Here is a 17,351-nt window from a genome sequence, read left to right as displayed (position 1 = left end):
GATTCTGTTCAAAAACGTTTGTTTCTGAAGAACAATAAAATTCGAAATTGGTTTCCTGAATTTCGTTTTTTGATAATTTGTACATGACAATGATCATTTTGACTTAAAAAACGACAGCTATTTTTGCAAGCACAAATCCACCTAAGAAATTAGGACACAACATCAATAAAGAATAAAAATCCCGGTTTGGACGCCGGGATTTTTTTATGGGGTAAAAACTTTCTACTAGTATTAATGAATTATCTGCTTTGTTCCGCGAAATCTGCGGGCAGGAAACGGAATCAATTTTAAATACAATTCACCTCACGTTCTAAGGTAACGCCGAATTTCTCTTCCACCGAATTACAAACTGCTTCAGAAAGCGCGTAAATTTCTTTGCCGGAAGCCTCTCCGTAGTTTACCAAAACCAAGGCCTGTTTTTCGTGAACACCGGCATCGCCAATACGCTTGCCTTTCCAGCCGGCTTGTTCAATTAACCAGCCTGCAGCCAGTTTATATTTTCCTTCTTCTCCAGGGTAAACAGGAATGTCCGGACTTGTAACCAGCAGTTGATCTGCCAGCTTTTTATCGACAACCGGGTTTTTGAAAAAGCTTCCTGCATTGCCTAGTTCTTTTACATCCGGAAGTTTTGATGAGCGAATTTCGATTACGGCCTCACGAATATTTTGGAGGTTTGCTTCACCTTTTGCTTTTACCTTTTCTTGCAAGTGGCCGTAACCAAGATCAAACTCGGGAAATTTCTCTAAACGAAAAATCACAGAAGTAATGATAAAACGATTTTTCAGGTAGTTTTTAAAAATACTGTTGCGGTATTCAAATTGACATTCGTCGGCAGTAAATTCAGCGGCACAGCCTTTTTTCAGATCGAAACCTTTAACTTTTTCCACCACGCGGCAAACCTCCTGTCCGTAAGCACCAATATTTTGCACCGGAGCAGCTCCAACTTTTCCGGGTATCAGCGATAGATTTTCAATTCCTCCCAGTCCCTGATTCGCAGCAAATTCAACAAACTCGTCCCATACTTCACCGGCGCCAACTTCAATCCATTCGTGCTGACGGTCTTCATAAACTGAATTCATTCCCGGCACATTTGGATGAATTACCAAGCCGTCGAAATCATTCAGAAACAAGATATTACTGCCCTCACCCAAAACGATCAGCTTCTCGTCTTTCCAGCTTTTATTGGAATTCAGAAACACCTCCAGGTCTTCCAGTTCGGTAAATTCGAAATAATATTTTGCCTTAGCGTCGATGCCAAATGTATTGTGTGCCTTTAGCGAATGATTTTCAGAAAAGCGGATCATAGAATAAATTTTGCGCAAAGATAAAAGCTCCATCGATTAATGATGAAGGATTAAGGATTAATATTTGTACCAATGCTGGATTGCCAAAATTGAAAAATTGTAAAACTGATATATTGTATGCAGAGCACGTTCTCAAATTAATCCACTACTATTGCCGATTGTATTGTGCCAACTGCCTATTCCCAAACTGCATATTGTGAGTATTTATTCCCTTTGTGAAACTTCGGGCCAACTATGCGGTTTAAAAATAAATGGTAATTGAATGGAGATTGAATCCGCATCAAGAATCTTCCAACTTCTGTCTTTGGGCTTTCTACTTTTTCTATCTTTACAACAAAATCATTTCATTCACTTGAAGCGCAAAAAGCAAATAATTGTTTCGGTAACAAACGACCTGGTTTCTGACAACCGGGTGCATAAAGTGTGCACATCGCTGGAGAAAATGGGATTCGAAATTTTGCTGGTGGGCAGAAAATTAAAAACCAGCCCGGAACTTACCCGAACCTACCCGACACATCGTATGCATTTGTTTTTTACACAAGGCGCCTGTTTTTATGCCGAATACAATTTCCGAGTTCTCCTGTTTTTACTTTTCCGAAAAGCCGATGTATTGTTGGCGAACGATCTGGATGCTCTGACCGCCAATTATCTTGCGTCAAAAATAAAGCGCGTACCGTTGGTGTACGATAGCCACGAATACTTTACCGAAGTTCCTGAATTAATCGATCGCCCGCGAGTAAAAAAAATATGGGAGTGGCTGGAAAGTAAAATGCTTCCGAACTTAAAACATTGTTACACCGTTTGCGATTCAATTGCCGCTATTTACCATGAAAAATACGGCACTGCATTTAAGGTTGTAAGAAATATTCCTGTAGGAAATGTAGAATCTCATAAAAACAAGAAAAGTACTCAGGAGAAAATCATTCTTTACCAGGGTGCCATAAACATTGGCCGTGGGCTGGAACAAGCCATTAAAGCCATGCATTTTATTGATGATGCACAGCTTGTAATTGCCGGCGATGGCGATATAAAAGAGCAACTGGAAGAATTAGTCAGCACTGAGAAATTGGAAAACAAAGTGCGTTTTACCGGTCGGCTTTCTATCGGGGAATTAGCAAAACTTACGCCAACTGCCGATCTTGGATTATCGATTGAAGAAGATCTGGGACTGAATTACCGTTTTGCCCTTCCCAATAAATTGTTTGATTACATTCATGCCGGAGTTCCTGTACTTGTGAGTAATTTACCTGAAATGACCGCAATTGTAGAGGAATACAATATTGGGGAAATCAGCCATTCGCACCATCCTAAAGATTTGGCCCAATCGATAAGCAAGGCACTTATAAACTCAGACAAAAGAATAATTTGGATGGAAAACCTAATGCAGGCAGCCAAAGAATTAACTTGGAAAAACGAAGAAAAGGTGTTAAAAAGTATTTTTTCAGCGTTTCTATAAGCTATACATTCTTATCCAGGATATTTTCAAACTCAAGTTCATCGGTATTTTTTGCCGAATCGTTTAATTTTCCATTTACACAAACCCATGTTCGTCCAGGTTTCTTGGCAATAGCCGCATAATCGTGCGTCGCCATCAAAATAGTTTTCCCATCGTTGTTCAACTGAATAAATAGATCCAGAATATCTTCCGAGGTTTCAGGATCGAGATTCCCGGTGGGTTCGTCAGCCAAAATAATATCAGCATGGTTTAAAATAGCTCGTGCAATAACAACACGTTGCTGCTCGCCACCACTTAACTGGTGAGGCATTTTCTCCTTTTTATGCAACATTCCAACCCTATTCAGCACTTCATCAACCCGGTTTTCAATTTCCAATTTATTTTTCCAGCCGGTAGCTTTCAACACAAAAGCCAGGTTGGCATTCACATTCCGGTCGGTAAGCAAACGAAAATCCTGAAAAACAACACCCAAACGTCTTCGCAAATGCGGAACTTCTCGTTTTTTCAATCCAACCAAATCAAAATCCAACACTTTTCCGGTACCAAACTCCAAAGGTATTTCGGCATTCAAGGTTTTTATCAGGCTGGTTTTTCCGGTCCCCACTTTCCCTACCACATAAATAAACTCGCCTTCCTGTACCTCAACATCAACGCCCGAAAGAACCAGATTATCGTACTGATAAATGCTGGCATCAAGCAACTTTATGACTGTTTTTTTGTCCATAAAAAATGTGTTGCAACTAAAATAGTTTGAAATTTCTTACCCACATATATAATAAAGGAAAGAAATAAACAGTTTTTTGTTAAGAATTACAAGCATTAACAACAGTTTAGCAAACAAGGAATAGCTATTTTAGTTGGTCGTTACAAAAGCAGAGAATAACGGCTTACAGGAATTAATTCATTAATACGAAAGCATAAAGCATGAGAACAATTCAGATTTGGATATCTCTTATTATCATTTTAGGTTCTTTTCAATACGTCACGGCGCAGGAAACGGCTTATTTCGATGATGTTAGAAAGGATATTGACATCGCAAAAGAACTCTACAACAAAGGAAAATACATTTCTACTTACCGGCAATTCGAAAAGATTCAGCAACGTGTTGAGCCCAAATCAGAACTGTATTCCGAAGCAGAATATTACAAAGCGGTTTCGGCACTTCATGCCGGTTACCGGTCGGGCGACAAACTCATTCGAACTTTTGTTGAAACCTATCCTGAAAGTCCGTACATGAACAGCGCACAATTTAATCTGGGTAAAAATCAGTTTGAAAAAAGACAATATTCGCTAGCCGTTCGCACATTTGCAAAAGTCGATCGTAGCGACTTGTCGGAAAACGAACGTATTGAACTGCAATACCAAAACGGATTTGCCAACCTCGAGCAAGGAAATAACAACGTTGCTTATCAGGAATTTATGGCTATCCGAAATACCAATAATTTGTACAGCAAACCGGCCACTTACTATTGTGCGCATATTCAATATTTGAATGAGGATTACGATGCCGCACTTGAAGGATTTACTGCGCTAAACAACGATCCGGCCTATTCGCAGGTAATTCCGCTGTATGTAAGCCACATTTACTACAAGCAGCAGAAATACAACGAAGTAGTAAATTACACCACGCCGATTATTGACGATGTGCAGGAAGAACATCAAATAGAACTGGCAAAAATAGTTGGCGATTCATATTTTCACTTAGGTCAGTACGAAAATGCCATTCCGTACTTAGAAACGTATTTCGAAACATCGGGGACAAAAACAAGGGAAGAAAATTACATCCTTGGCTTTTGTTATTACCACACCGACAAATATGCTGAGGCAGCCGAATTGTTGCAAAAAGCAGCTACCGGAGAAGATGAAATGACACAAAATGCCTACTATCATCTGGCTGACTGTTTTATAAAACTTGATGAAAAGGAAAAAGCAAAAACAGCTTATAACGCGGCTTCGGAATACGATTTTAATGCGGACATAAAAGAAGATGCGCTTTTCAGTTACGCCAAACTAACTTACGAGCTATCGTACTCTCCTTTTAACGAAACCATAAAAGCTTTTGACCGCTACATTGTGGAATACCCAAATTCGCCAAAAAACACCGAAGCTTACGAAATACTGGGTGAAGTTTATATGGTAACCAAAAACTATAAGGACGCCATAGAATCGATTGAAAAAATACAAAACAAAACACCCGATATTCTAGAAGCCTATCAGCGGGTAACCTTTTACCGTGGTCTGGAGCTGTTCAATAACCTGGCGTACAACGAGGCAATCGAGAATTTTGACTTGTCGCTGGCCAACGGAAGCTACAGCAACGAAATAAAATCGAGGGCACTCTACTGGAAGTCGGAAGCTTTGTACCGCGTAGGCGATTATAACAATTCAATTGCTTCGTACAACCAATTCGCACGCAGTTCTTCATCGGCAACCGATGCTGAAGCTTTAAGTGCCGATTACAACATGGCTTATGCTTATCTGAAAACCGATAACAAGGAAGCAGCACAACAACATTTCCGCCAGTATGTAGAAAAAATGCAGGGCAAACGAACTCCGAAGATTGCCGATGCCTACAACCGTATTGGCGATTATTATTTCCTGAATACAAATTACGCACAGGCCATCGATAATTATGAGCGTGCCTACAATATAAAAATGCTGGAAGCTGATTATGCACTGCTGCAAATTGCATTTTGCAAGGGACTTCAGCGTAAACAGCAAGACAAAATCAACAACCTGAACCTGCTGTTACGTGAGTTTCCGGAGTCGGATTACTACGATGATGCTTTGTACGAACTGGGGCGCGCGAACGAGCGAATGGGGAATAACTTTGAGGCCGTTCGCCAGTACCAGGAGATTGTTGAGAACCATCCGAACAGTAATTTTTACCGTAATGCATTGTTGCAATTAGGATTGGTAAATTATAACAACGGCGACTTTAACAAAGCCTTGCACCAATACAAAGAAGTGGCAGAAAATTACAAAGGCACACCCGAAGCAAATTCTGCTCTTCAAGGGATAAAAAATTGTTATGTGGAACTGAACAATGTAGATGCTTATTTTGCTTACGTTCGTCAACTGGGAGGCAATGTCAGCGTTAGCGCATCGGAACAAGACCAGTTAACCTATTCAGCTGCAGAACGTGTTTATATGGCCGGAAATGAGGATGCAGATATTCAACTGCAACAGTACCTTAATCAATATCCAAACGGAGCTTACGTTACTAACGCACATTTCTATTTAGCGGAAACTCGTTACAAGGAAGGTAAATACGAGGAAGCCAATTCGCACTACTCGTTTGTAGCCAACCAGCCCGATAATATTTTTACCGAACAGGCACTTGCACGAGCATCGGAACTAACTTACAATGCCGGCGATTACAATACCGCGCTTGAGCTGTTTAATCGCCTTGAAGAAAAAGCAACCGGAAAATGGAATTCGCTTCGTGCCAACACTGGTCAAATGCGTTGTCACCTCATCAATCAGAACTATCAGCAGGTAATTGTGGCTGCCGAAAAGGTAAATAAATCGGATGTGGCCAACGACGCTTTAAAAAAGGAATCCGATTATGCCATTGGAAAATCAAACTACGAACTGGGCAATTTAAGCTCAGCAATTAGTCCCCTACGCGATGTGGCAAAAGATACCAAACTGGAACAGGGAGCAGAAGCCAAATACCTGTTGGCAGAAATTTATTACCGCGACAACAACAAAGCCAAGGCTGAAGAAGAAATTGTTGATTTTATTGACAAAGGAACGCCCTATACTTTTTGGCTGGGAAAATCATTTTTACTACTGGCCAGTATTTACGAAGATAACGGCGATCAATTTCAGGCCAAACACACTTTAAAAAGTTTAGCAGAAAACTATAACAACGACAACGACGGAGTGAAAGCCGAAGCCCGGAAACGCCTCGATGTTATTCTGGCCAAAGAAGCGCAACAACAGCAAAATGCGGTCGACAGTTCGTTCCAAATGGAAATTAAACAAAACTAAAAATGCACAACATGTTCAAAACAGCTCGATATATTTTAACACTATTTTTTGTTGGCACTGTCATTTTTGCACAGGCGCAAACCGACACCACGCTTACACAGGAAGTAGAGGTTACAAAAGCCTACAAGCCAACCCTTTCTGATGCGAACAAACTGAACAGCATGCCAACTATTGATGAAACAGAACATCAGAAACCAACATTTAAGTACAACATCAACAGCAAGCCGGTTTTTAGTACGTTTTCTGTGAATCCGTTAAAAGCAGCCATTGTTGAAACGTCACAGGACCAAGATAATGGATACGGCTTGGTACGTGCCGGACTGGGAACCACATTCCGTCCTTATGGCGAGGTTTTCTTTAATAATCAGAATTCTAAAAACTCATTGTTTGGCATTCATGCCATGCACCTTTCGTCGTTTGACGATATTGAATTGGAAGGCGGCAATAAAGTGGATGCGCCGTTTATGAAAAACGAGGTCGACTTGTTTGTAAAACACCTTTTTCGTGACAATGTACTTTCGGTGAATCTCGATTTTAAACACGATGCTTTTAATTACTATGGCTATCCTTTAACTGCCGTGCCTGATCCGCTGCTGGAAGACGATCAAAACATCAATTATTTTGATACAAAGCAGTCGTTTGCAAAAGGCGGAATCAACATCGGGCTAAAAAACCCGACAGCCGAATACGATGATCCTACAGTTGGATTTGATTTTACTTACCATTATTTTGGCACAAAAACCGATCAGCGCGAGCATTACGCTAATTTTGTACTGAATGTGCAACAACCTATGGTTACCGGCGTTGGACTGCTTGAAGGCGGCGTTTTATATGCAAAAACCAGTTACAATCGCCTGCCTACAGACTCAATTAATATTGATGGCTCGCAAATAATTTTACACGCCAAACCCGCCTGGTTTATCGGCAACGAAACAGCCAATATTACACTCGGCGTTAATACCTGGTTTATTATGGTTTCTGATGAAGATACCGAAGCCAAGATTTCACCAAATGTACGCGCCAATTGGGCACCGGTTCCGGAACTGATCAATCTTTACGCTGGAATTGATGGCGACCACATCAGCAATTACTATTCAAAAATTGCCTACGAAAATCCATTTGTGGATCCGGTGCACGATGTAATGAATTCGTTCCAGAAATTTCGTTTTTATGGTGGTTTCGATGGCAAACTTTCAAAAAAGACCAACTTTAAAATTTCGGCAGAATATGCCATGATCGATAACCAGCCGTTCTATTATCTGAGTGAAGCTTTATATTTTGATCCTGCATACAATCCCGCTCCATCGATTGTTGACAATACTTTTAAGGTTTTATATGATAATATCGACCGGTTAAAACTAAATGTGGAGGTCTTTCACGCTTCATCAGATAAAGTTGACCTGACGGCATCCGTTAATTACTACAACTACAAGCTCGATGAGCAGGAAGAAGCCTGGAACCTACCAAAATGGGATGCCAACTTAAATATTGGCTACAAAGTAAGTGAACAACTTAGTTTGTCGGCCGACATCTTTTTAATGGGCGAACGAAAAGCACTGATAATTGAATATCCCGGAGATCCAAGACAGTTTAGTGCTCTTGTACCAATTTACAAATCAAACAATCTCGACACTGCTTTCGACTTAAATGTAAAGGGCAACTACCAGATCACCAACCAATTTTCGGTGTTTGCACAGCTTAACAATTTTGGTTTTCAAAAATATCAACGCTGGTTCGGATACCCGGTGCAAAGCTTTAATATGATGGCCGGAATAAGTTATTCTTTTTAACCGGCAACAATCAATCAATTCGATCAAAAGGGAGGCTTAAGCTTCCCTTTTTTTAGATAAAAACAATACCACTTTTTGTCGTTTTTCCCATCCATTGTTCTACGAAATAAAAACCGGCGTCTTTGCGCTCATTTTGAGGTTAATATCTTGTTAAAAAAACAGGCGTTTTAAGCCATTTAAAAAGGTGATTTTCTGCCTATTTTTTATATATTTGTGACATGATTATAAGATCGTTTTAAAATCACGATAAAAGCCTGAAGATCAACTAGTTTTCTTCGAAAAGATTTTAATTCTTTTTAGCGGAGAAAACTATTTTGTTTTAGCAGATTTAATTTTAACAAACAGAGATGAGCGAAAGTAAAAAAAATGACCTCCTAAACATCGGCAAGGGAAACTATGGAGCAGATAGTATCCAGGTACTTGAAGGATTAGAAGCGGTAAGAAAAAGGCCGTCGATGTACATTGGCGACACCAACGAAAAAGGGTTACACCATTTGGTATACGAAGTGGTTGACAACTCAATTGATGAAGCGCTTGCAGGATATTGTAACAATATCGATGTAATTATTCATGAAAATAATTCCATTACCGTTAGAGACGACGGCCGTGGAATTCCAACCGAAAAACATACAAAAGAAAACAAATCGGCGCTGGAAGTTGTAATGACTGTGCTGCATGCCGGTGGTAAATTTGATAAAGACTCGTACAAAGTTTCGGGTGGTTTGCACGGTGTAGGTGTTTCGTGTGTGAACGCATTGTCGTCTGACCTGAGAGCAGAAATACACCGCGACGGACAAATTTGGGTTCAGGAATACAAAATAGGAAAGCCACAATACGAAGCCAAAATCGTTGGAGAAACCGACATTACTGGTACAATAGTAACTTTCCAACCCGATGTTTCGATATTTTTAGAATCAAAATACAAATACGAAATACTGGCTGCACGATTACGTGAGTTGGCATTTCTGAATGCCGGAATTAATCTTTCGATTATTGACGAACGCGAAACGGATGAGGAAGGAAATTTCAAAAAAGAAAACTTTTATTCAGAAGAAGGATTAAAAGAATTTGTTGAATATCTTGACACAACACGTGAGAAGCTGATTGAGGAGGTGGTACACATCACTACTGAAAAGAATGGTATTCCGGTGGAAATTGCATTGCAGTATAACACTTCTTTTTCCGAGAACATTCATTCATATGTAAACAATATCAACACCATTGAAGGAGGAACACACTTAACCGGTTTTAGACGTGGATTAACACGTACCCTTAAAAATTATGCCGACCAAAGTGGAATGCTCTCAAAACTGAAATTTGATATCAGTGGCGACGATTTTCGCGAAGGATTGACATCAATAATATCGGTAAAAGTTGCCGAACCACAATTTGAGGGGCAAACGAAAACAAAACTAGGTAACTCCGAGGTTAGTTTATCGGTTGACCAGGCCACCAGCGAAGCCTTACAAAATTACCTGGAAGAAAATCCAAAGGCAGCCAAGCAAATTGTACAAAAAGTAATTTTGGCAGCTCAGGCCCGTCATGCGGCTCGTAAAGCCCGCGAAATGGTGCAACGTAAAAATGCGCTTTCGGGTGGTGGATTACCGGGAAAATTGAGTGACTGCTCTGAAAAAGATCCTGCTCTTTGCGAAGTATTCCTTGTCGAGGGAGATTCGGCAGGCGGAACAGCCAAACAAGGTCGTAACCGCAGAACACAAGCTATTCTTCCGTTGCGTGGTAAAATTCTGAACGTAGAAAAAGCCATGCAACACAAGATTTTTGAAAACGAAGAAATCAAAAATATTTTCACAGCGCTTGGAGTTACCATTGGTACCGAAGAAGATTCGAAAGCCCTAAACATGGAAAAACTGCGCTACCACAAAATTGTGATAATGACCGATGCGGATGTGGACGGAAGTCACATTGCCACGCTGATTATGACCTTCTTCTTCCGATACATGAACGACCTGATTACAAAAGGGCACCTCTACATCGCTGCTCCTCCACTCTTCCTCATAAAAAAAGGTAAAAAAGAATCATATGCCTGGAACGAGAAACAGCGTCTACAGCTGATTGAAGAATGGGCCGATGGTAACGAAAGTGCCGTGCATACGCAGCGTTACAAAGGTTTGGGTGAGATGAATGCTGAGCAACTTTGGTCAACAACAATGAATCCGGAGCAACGTATGCTACAACAGGTAACCATTGATAATGCCGCAGAAGCTGATCACATTTTCTCAATGCTCATGGGCGACGATGTACCGCCTCGCCGTAAGTTTATTGAAGACCATGCCACTTACGCAAATATTGACGCGTAATAAGGTTGAAGAACAAATAGCGCAGCGAGTCATTCCTTACTGCTGCCAATTTTCATAAAATATTGAGTTAAAATCCGGGATACATTCCTGGATTTTTTCGCTCTGCTAAATACCAAAATATGAACATCTGTGTTTTCTGCTCATCGAGCAATGCCATAAACGAAAAGTACTTTGAAGCTGCTCAAAATCTGGGAGAGTTAATTGGCAAAGGAGGCCATAATCTTATAAATGGTGGCGCCAATGTCGGATTGATGGAAACTGCTACTATTTCTGCCAGTAAAGCAGGTGCTGAAACAATAGGTATTATTCCGGAACGGATGATTGGTCGCTCGTTGGCATCCAACAACACTCATAAAGTTATAATTACTAAAGATATGATGGAGCGTAAAGCACAAATGCGCGACATGTCTGATGCGTTTATTGCATTACCAGGAGGTTTCGGAACACTCGAAGAAATACTGGAGGTAATTACACTTCGCCAACTCTCCTATCATTCAAAACCCATTGTTTTTGTGAATACAAATAATTTTTTCGACCACCTCTTTAAACAATTTGAGCTTTCGTATGTCGAACTATTTGCAAAAGATATTTACAGACAATTATATTTTGTTGCTGAAACACCTAAAGAAGCAATGAAACACATTGAAAACTATAAGGCTGTAGAAATCGATCTGAAATGGTTTAAAGTTCCTGAAAAATAATTAATTGCACCTGTAATTATTTAAGCGATAAATTGTCCTATTATTTGCATGTTCTGTCAAGCCATAATGACATAGTTTCAGAGAAGGCAGTTTTTGTTTCAACTTTTTAACACTAGTCATAGCTAGGTGTTAAATTATGCAAAATAGAAGCATTAAGTGGCAGGCCAGCAAAACAGTGGCAGCAAATTTGCGTTCTCAATAGCCTGAAAAGAAAACAAGAACGTATAAAATTTTTAAGTTATGAAAAGAGTAGGAAGAATTTCGCTGATATTTTTACTTGTTATAGCAGGTGCATTTGTAGGAGTTTGGGCTTACAGCACTTTTTTCGATAAGCCACAAGTTGTAACAGTAAAAGAAGAACAAGCAGCACAATTTGTTAATTACCCCGCAGACAGCGACCAAAAGTTACCCGATTTAACTTTTGCTGCCGAAAAATCAATTCACGCAGTAGTGCATATTGCCACACAATCTGTTCGAACCGGTCAATGGTCGAGCGGCAACCCGTATTTAGATGAGTTTTTTGGATTACAAAAAAGAGAACCACAAGTACAACAAGGTTTTGGCTCGGGCGTAATCATGTCGGAAGACGGTTATATCATAACCAATAACCACGTTATTGAAAACGCTCAGAATATTAAAGTAATACTAAACGACAAAAGGGAATTTGAAGCACGATTGGTAGGTACCGATCCGTCAACCGATATCGCCTTATTAAAAGTTGAAGCAGAAGATTTGAACTATTTAACTTATGGCAATTCAGATAATCTTCAACTTGGCGAATGGGTTTTGGCAGTTGGTAATCCGTTTAACCTTACTTCAACAGTAACAGCCGGTATTATTAGCTCTCAAGGACGAAACCTGGGAATTAACCAGGACCAGTACCGAATTGAGTCATTCATTCAAACCGATGCAGCAGTAAACCCCGGAAACAGTGGTGGAGCATTGGTTAACCAACAAGGCAACCTGGTTGGCATTAACACTGCAATTGCTTCACGTACCGGATCATACGCTGGATATTCTTTTGCCGTACCTGTATCAATTGTTAAAAAAGTAGTTGAAGATCTCAAAGAATTTGGAGAGGTACAACGTGCATTACTGGGTGTAAACATTGGCGATGTAAATGCAGAAATTGCAGAAGAACTGAACCTTGACAAGGTGGAAGGTGTTTATATAGGTAGAGTCGTTGAAAACGGAGCTGCCAACGAAGCCGGCATAAAAGAAGACGATGTTATCATTAGTGTTGATGGCGAGAAAACAAAAACAGCAGCCGAGCTACAGGAAAGAGTTAGTCAGTACCGTCCGGGCGACAATGTAGATATTGTTGTAATTAGGGACAATGAAAAGAAACAATTTACCGTTACCTTACGTAACAAACACGGCGACACCGAGATTGTACGCGACAATATAACCGTACTTGGTGCCGAGTTTGAAGCAGTGAGTAACAGTGTTAAGCAAGATTTGGGAATCAGAAACGGTATAATGATTACTAATCTTCAGAAAGGAAAACTTAAAGATGCTGGCCTCGAAAAAGGGTTTATCATTACCACAGTAAACAAAAAGCCAATTTACGAGGTATCAGATTTTAAGCGAGAAGTTGGAAATGCGAGAGGAGGAATATTGGTTGAAGGAGTATATCCGAATGGAAAATCAGCATACTATGTTTTTGGCGTTGAACGCTAACATGTTAAGCTTATACCTTTAACTTTGTATTAATTACAAAATACGATACGCTTTCTCTTTGACCATTAGATATTAATGTTCTATATTTGCACGTTTTTTAAGGATTATATATGAGACAACTAAAGATCACAAAGTCTATCACTAACCGTGAAAGTGCCTCTTTAGATAAGTATTTGCAGGAAATTGGTAAAGAAGAGCTGATTACTGTAGAAGAGGAAGTGGAGTTAGCACAGCGGATTAAAAAAGGCGATCAGGCGGCTTTGGAGAAACTTACAAGAGCAAACCTTCGATTTGTTGTATCGGTGGCAAAGCAGTACCAAAATCAAGGACTTAGCTTACCCGATTTAATAAATGAAGGCAATCTTGGGTTGATTAAAGCAGCCGAGAAATTCGACGAAACCCGCGGTTTTAAGTTCATTTCTTATGCAGTATGGTGGATTCGCCAATCTATTCTTCAAGCGCTTGCTGAGCAATCGCGTATCGTTCGTTTGCCTCTGAACCAGGTAGGTTCGTTGAATAAAATCAACAAAGCATTTTCAAAATTTGAGCAAGAACACGAACGCAAGCCATCGCCTGAAGAATTAGCAGAATCTCTTGAGCTACCTGCTGATAAAGTTGCAGATACTTTAAGAGTTTCTGGCCGACATGTTTCGGTTGATGCACCTTTTGTTGATGGAGAAGACAACAGTCTTCTTGACGTTTTGGTGAACAACGATTCGCCAAATGCCGACAAAAGCCTTATCAACGAATCTTTGGCAAGAGAAATTTTCCGCGCGTTAGCAACTTTGACTGAGCGAGAAAGTGACATCATCAAACTATTTTTTGGCATAGGGTGCCAGGAAATGACATTAGAGGAAATCGGTGAACGATTTGGATTAACCCGGGAACGGGTAAGACAGATAAAAGAAAAGGCTATCAGACGATTAAGACATACATCGCGTAGCAAATTATTAAAAACATATCTGGGCTAAGAAGAAAAAGAAAAGGTTGTCATTTAAATATGGCAACCTTTTTTATTTTAGTCAATTGGGCATCTCAATTACATCAGGCTTATCTCCCGCATCACTTTCCTGAACTTCTTCCTCCCCTTCTTCTCCATTTTTAGGATTGGTACTCTTACTTGCAATTAATGCCCAGGCCATAATTAAACTGGTAGAAATAATTACTACAAATAATACTGCACCTTCAAATTTTTCAGCCCGTAACGATTCGGGAATAGCAAAAAACAACAAAATAGTTATTAAGCCCTTGGGAGCAATAAAAGTTTGCGGCAGTGTATCCTTTCGCTCAACAACGTAAAATAATCCAAACCGCAGCACATAAGTAACTACCAGAAAGATTACACTTACTAGCCAAACTTTCCAGTTATATAACGAAGCCAGCGGCAATGTCATTCCAAAAACAACAAAAAAGAAGGTGCGTACCAAAAAGGCTGTTTCCTTAGTAATCATTTTAAACTGATCGAAAAGACCATCAATTCTTGAATCGCTCAACCATTCCCTCAGCCTTCCGAAAAGTAAAACTTTATAATTACGCAACAACAAGCCAAACATTAGAATAATAATCAACGATGACAGGTGAAACATTTTTCCTACAGCATACAACAAAACCAGTACTGCCAAAAACAAGAAAAATTTTGCATCGCCTTTAATATTCTGAATAATATAGAGCAAAGCATAACATAACACCACCGAAATAACCAGCGTAAGCACAATGTTACTTCCAATGGCAAAACTAAGCTGGCGCATACCCTCCACATTAAGGTTTTCAACAATCATATAAAATACCATAATGCCCAAAATATCAGAGAAGGTACTTTCATAAATAAGAAATTCTTTCTTGTATTTTGTAAGATTGGCAACACTTGGGATAATTATAGCACTACTCATTATTGAAAGGGGCAGCGCATATACCAATGCGGGTAAAAAATTTATTTCAGGAATAAAAAACTGAATAACAAAAGCGATAGAAACAGCTGTTAATCCCAACGATAAAGAGGCAATGGTAAATGATTTCCATATTAACGGCCAGTTTTCTTTCTTCAACTCAAGATCGAGAGCAGCTTCAAGTACAATCATTATTAAACCAACAATGCCCAATACTTCCAGTGCCCAAAAATAGTCGGGCTCCATTTCAAAGTAGGTCATTAATTGTTGCACTCCAACACCTAATAATATCAAGATCAACACACTAGGCACATTGGTTTTTCGTGCAAACATATTTGTAAAAAAGGATAATATAATAATGACGCAAAGGCCAATTAAAAAGAGGTATGCATTCATAAAGAGATATTTGTTTTAAGTTAAACAAACAGTTGGATTGTACAATTGTTTTTATGAAAAAGGCTGGCCTCTTTCTTTTGTTTAGAATACTGATGGAATCATTTCATACCCAGCAAGTACTAGAAAACTAACTCCTAATATTTAGTTTCTTAACTTAAAAATACGCTCCATTAATTGCCATTTTTCATCTGCCGTTGCAGTATCAGCGGTTTTTTGAAATTGCGACACATAAGCTTCCCATTCTGCCTGTCGTGGTTTTTTGGCTAATTTGCTCATGTCGGTATCGTGATCAAAATTGGGAACGGTATCCATGATCATAAAAAGCTGATTCCCCAACAGGTAAATTTCCATGTCAATAATCCCAACATCTAACATTCCCTGGGTAATTTCCGGCCAAACTGCACCCGGAGTATGAACTTTTTTATACTGCTCAATCAATTCCTGATTGTCTTCCAATTGCAAAGTTTTACAGTAGCGATTGTACTCCATTTTTATTGCGTTTTTTTAAATTCACGATAAGATCTTCTTCCATATATTGCAATTACGATAAAACAAATAAACGGCAAAATGAACGAAAAATTAACTGCCGGAATCGGCCCGATCGTCTCTTGATCGATAATAAGACCTTGCAATGGTGGCATTAAAGCTCCGCCCACAATTGCCATTACCAAACCAGCAGCTCCCAGAGTTGTATCGTCGCCAACATCTTCCAAAGCAATTCCGTAAATTGTCGGGAACATTAGCGACATAAAAGCTGAAGTTGCCACTAGTAAATACAATCCCATCATTCCCTGAATCAAAATTACACCAGCAGTTGTAAGCATTCCTCCCATGGCAAAAAGCAACAACATATAACGGGCGTTCAGGTACTTCATTAAAAAGGTACTGATAAAGCGACTGATTATAAAAATTGCCATGGCAATAATATTGTAGTTTTGTGCCTCAGCCTTTGGAATTCCTAAATTATCAGCATACTGAATAATAAAAGTCCAGCACATGATTTGTGTTCCCACATAAAATACCTGTGCAATTACTCCTTCACGGTATATTTTATTCCGGAACAACCTTTTTGCCGAGTGCCATGGATGAATTTCGTGATCTGCACTTTCGCGTTTTGGCATTTTTGCAACGGCAATTATTATCAACATTACAATTACCACAAAGCCCAAAACTACGTACGGATCGCGTATTACAGCCAGATCGTTTGTGCGTATAACCGCTTTTTCTGCAGCACTTAATGTATCAAAAATCAGATTCCCGGTTTCATCGCGCATGTCTGATTCTAATGATGATAAAATTAGTTTTGAAGCAATAAACATCCCAAGGATCGACCCCAATGGATTAAACGACTGTGCCAGGTTTAAACGTCGTGTCGCGGTTGCAGGATCGCCCATGGATAAAATATAGGGATTGGCTGTTGTTTCCAGAAAAGCCAAACCAAAAGTAAGGATGTAAAGTGAAACCAGGAAAAAACCAAAAAACTCGTATTTTGCTGCCGGAAAAAATAACAAGGCACCAATGGCGTATAAGGCTAATCCGATTAGAATTCCGGTTTTATACGAGTATCGTTTAATAATTAATGCGGCCGGAATTGCCATTGTTGCATACCCGCCATAGAATGCAAACTGCACCATCGCGGCTTTTGCATTGGATATTTCCATTACCGTTTTAAATGCCGCCACCATTGGGTTGGTGATGTCGTTGGCAAACCCCCAAAGCGCAAACAAACTGGTAATTAGTATAAACGGAACAAGAATCTTCTTGTCCACCACGATTGATTTAGTCTTGTTCATTGGTTCAATAGTTTAACTAAACCACCAAATA

Annotated in this window: 12 protein-coding genes; 7 read left to right on the top strand and 5 right to left on the bottom strand. The window is 39.7% G+C overall.

The genetic code is table 11. The annotated features are described in order from the left end of the window. Positions 1–287: 287 nt before the first annotated feature. A complete protein-coding gene (gene murB / locus G0Q07_RS09875; protein ID WP_163345944.1) occupies positions 288–1,304 on the bottom strand; it encodes a UDP-N-acetylmuramate dehydrogenase in 1,017 nt (338 codons plus the stop codon). 352 nt (positions 1,305–1,656) lie between these two features. Here murB and G0Q07_RS09870 point away from each other — a divergent pair, with 352 nt between their 5' ends. Beyond that, positions 1,657–2,760: a glycosyltransferase gene (locus G0Q07_RS09870; RefSeq protein ID WP_163345943.1), complete on the top strand. Its 1,104-nt coding sequence runs from the start codon at positions 1,657–1,659 to the stop codon at positions 2,758–2,760. A gap of 1 nt (position 2,761) precedes the next feature. On the opposite strand, the gene G0Q07_RS09865 is transcribed toward G0Q07_RS09870, so the two are convergent. Further along, positions 2,762–3,484, bottom strand: a complete 723-nt coding sequence (locus tag G0Q07_RS09865; protein ID WP_163345942.1) for a cell division ATP-binding protein FtsE — start codon at positions 3,482–3,484, stop codon at positions 2,762–2,764. A 200-nt stretch (positions 3,485–3,684) separates the two neighbouring features. On the opposite strand from G0Q07_RS09865, the gene G0Q07_RS09860 reads away from it, so the two are divergent. From G0Q07_RS09860 to G0Q07_RS09835, 6 genes are all read left to right on the top strand, one after another. Then, positions 3,685–6,756 (top strand): tetratricopeptide repeat protein, encoded by a 3,072-nt coding sequence (locus G0Q07_RS09860; protein WP_163345941.1) that lies wholly within the window; start codon positions 3,685–3,687, stop codon positions 6,754–6,756. An 11-nt stretch (positions 6,757–6,767) separates the two neighbouring features. After that, complete coding sequence (locus G0Q07_RS09855) at positions 6,768–8,546, top strand: TonB-dependent receptor (protein WP_163345940.1); 1,779 nt, start codon at positions 6,768–6,770, stop codon at positions 8,544–8,546. Between the two features lie 347 nt (positions 8,547–8,893). Further along, a complete protein-coding gene (gene gyrB, locus G0Q07_RS09850) occupies positions 8,894–10,864 on the top strand; it encodes a DNA topoisomerase (ATP-hydrolyzing) subunit B (RefSeq protein WP_163345939.1) in 1,971 nt (656 codons plus the stop codon). Positions 10,865–10,983: 119 nt separating this feature from the next. After that, the gene (locus G0Q07_RS09845; RefSeq protein ID WP_163345938.1) at positions 10,984–11,565 is read left to right on the top strand and encodes an LOG family protein; all 582 of its coding nucleotides are present in this window, start codon (positions 10,984–10,986) and stop codon (positions 11,563–11,565) included. A gap of 240 nt (positions 11,566–11,805) precedes the next feature. After that, a complete protein-coding gene (locus G0Q07_RS09840; RefSeq protein WP_163345937.1) occupies positions 11,806–13,245 on the top strand; it encodes a Do family serine endopeptidase in 1,440 nt (479 codons plus the stop codon). A gap of 110 nt (positions 13,246–13,355) precedes the next feature. Beyond that, positions 13,356–14,216, top strand: a complete 861-nt coding sequence (locus G0Q07_RS09835; protein ID WP_163345936.1) for a sigma-70 family RNA polymerase sigma factor — start codon at positions 13,356–13,358, stop codon at positions 14,214–14,216. Positions 14,217–14,267: 51 nt separating this feature from the next. Here G0Q07_RS09835 and G0Q07_RS09830 read toward each other — a convergent pair whose 3' ends face one another. The 3 genes from G0Q07_RS09830 to fucP form a co-directional block, all read right to left on the bottom strand. Continuing rightward, positions 14,268–15,527 carry a cation:proton antiporter gene (locus G0Q07_RS09830; protein WP_262887998.1) on the bottom strand — a complete coding sequence of 420 codons (1,260 nt, stop codon included), beginning with the start codon at positions 15,525–15,527 and terminating at the stop codon, positions 14,268–14,270. Between the two features lie 141 nt (positions 15,528–15,668). After that, positions 15,669–16,016 (bottom strand): L-rhamnose mutarotase, encoded by a 348-nt coding sequence (locus G0Q07_RS09825; protein WP_163345934.1) that lies wholly within the window; start codon positions 16,014–16,016, stop codon positions 15,669–15,671. 2 nt (positions 16,017–16,018) lie between these two features. After that, positions 16,019–17,320: an L-fucose:H+ symporter permease gene (fucP, locus tag G0Q07_RS09820; RefSeq protein ID WP_163345933.1), complete on the bottom strand. Its 1,302-nt coding sequence runs from the start codon at positions 17,318–17,320 to the stop codon at positions 16,019–16,021. Positions 17,321–17,351 lie beyond the last annotated feature (31 nt).

Origin of the sequence: Draconibacterium halophilum, assembly GCF_010448835.1 — a bacterium.
In the GTDB taxonomy this organism is placed as follows: domain Bacteria; phylum Bacteroidota; class Bacteroidia; order Bacteroidales; family Prolixibacteraceae; genus Draconibacterium; species Draconibacterium halophilum.
This window is presented reverse-complemented; position numbering and strand designations above follow the sequence as displayed.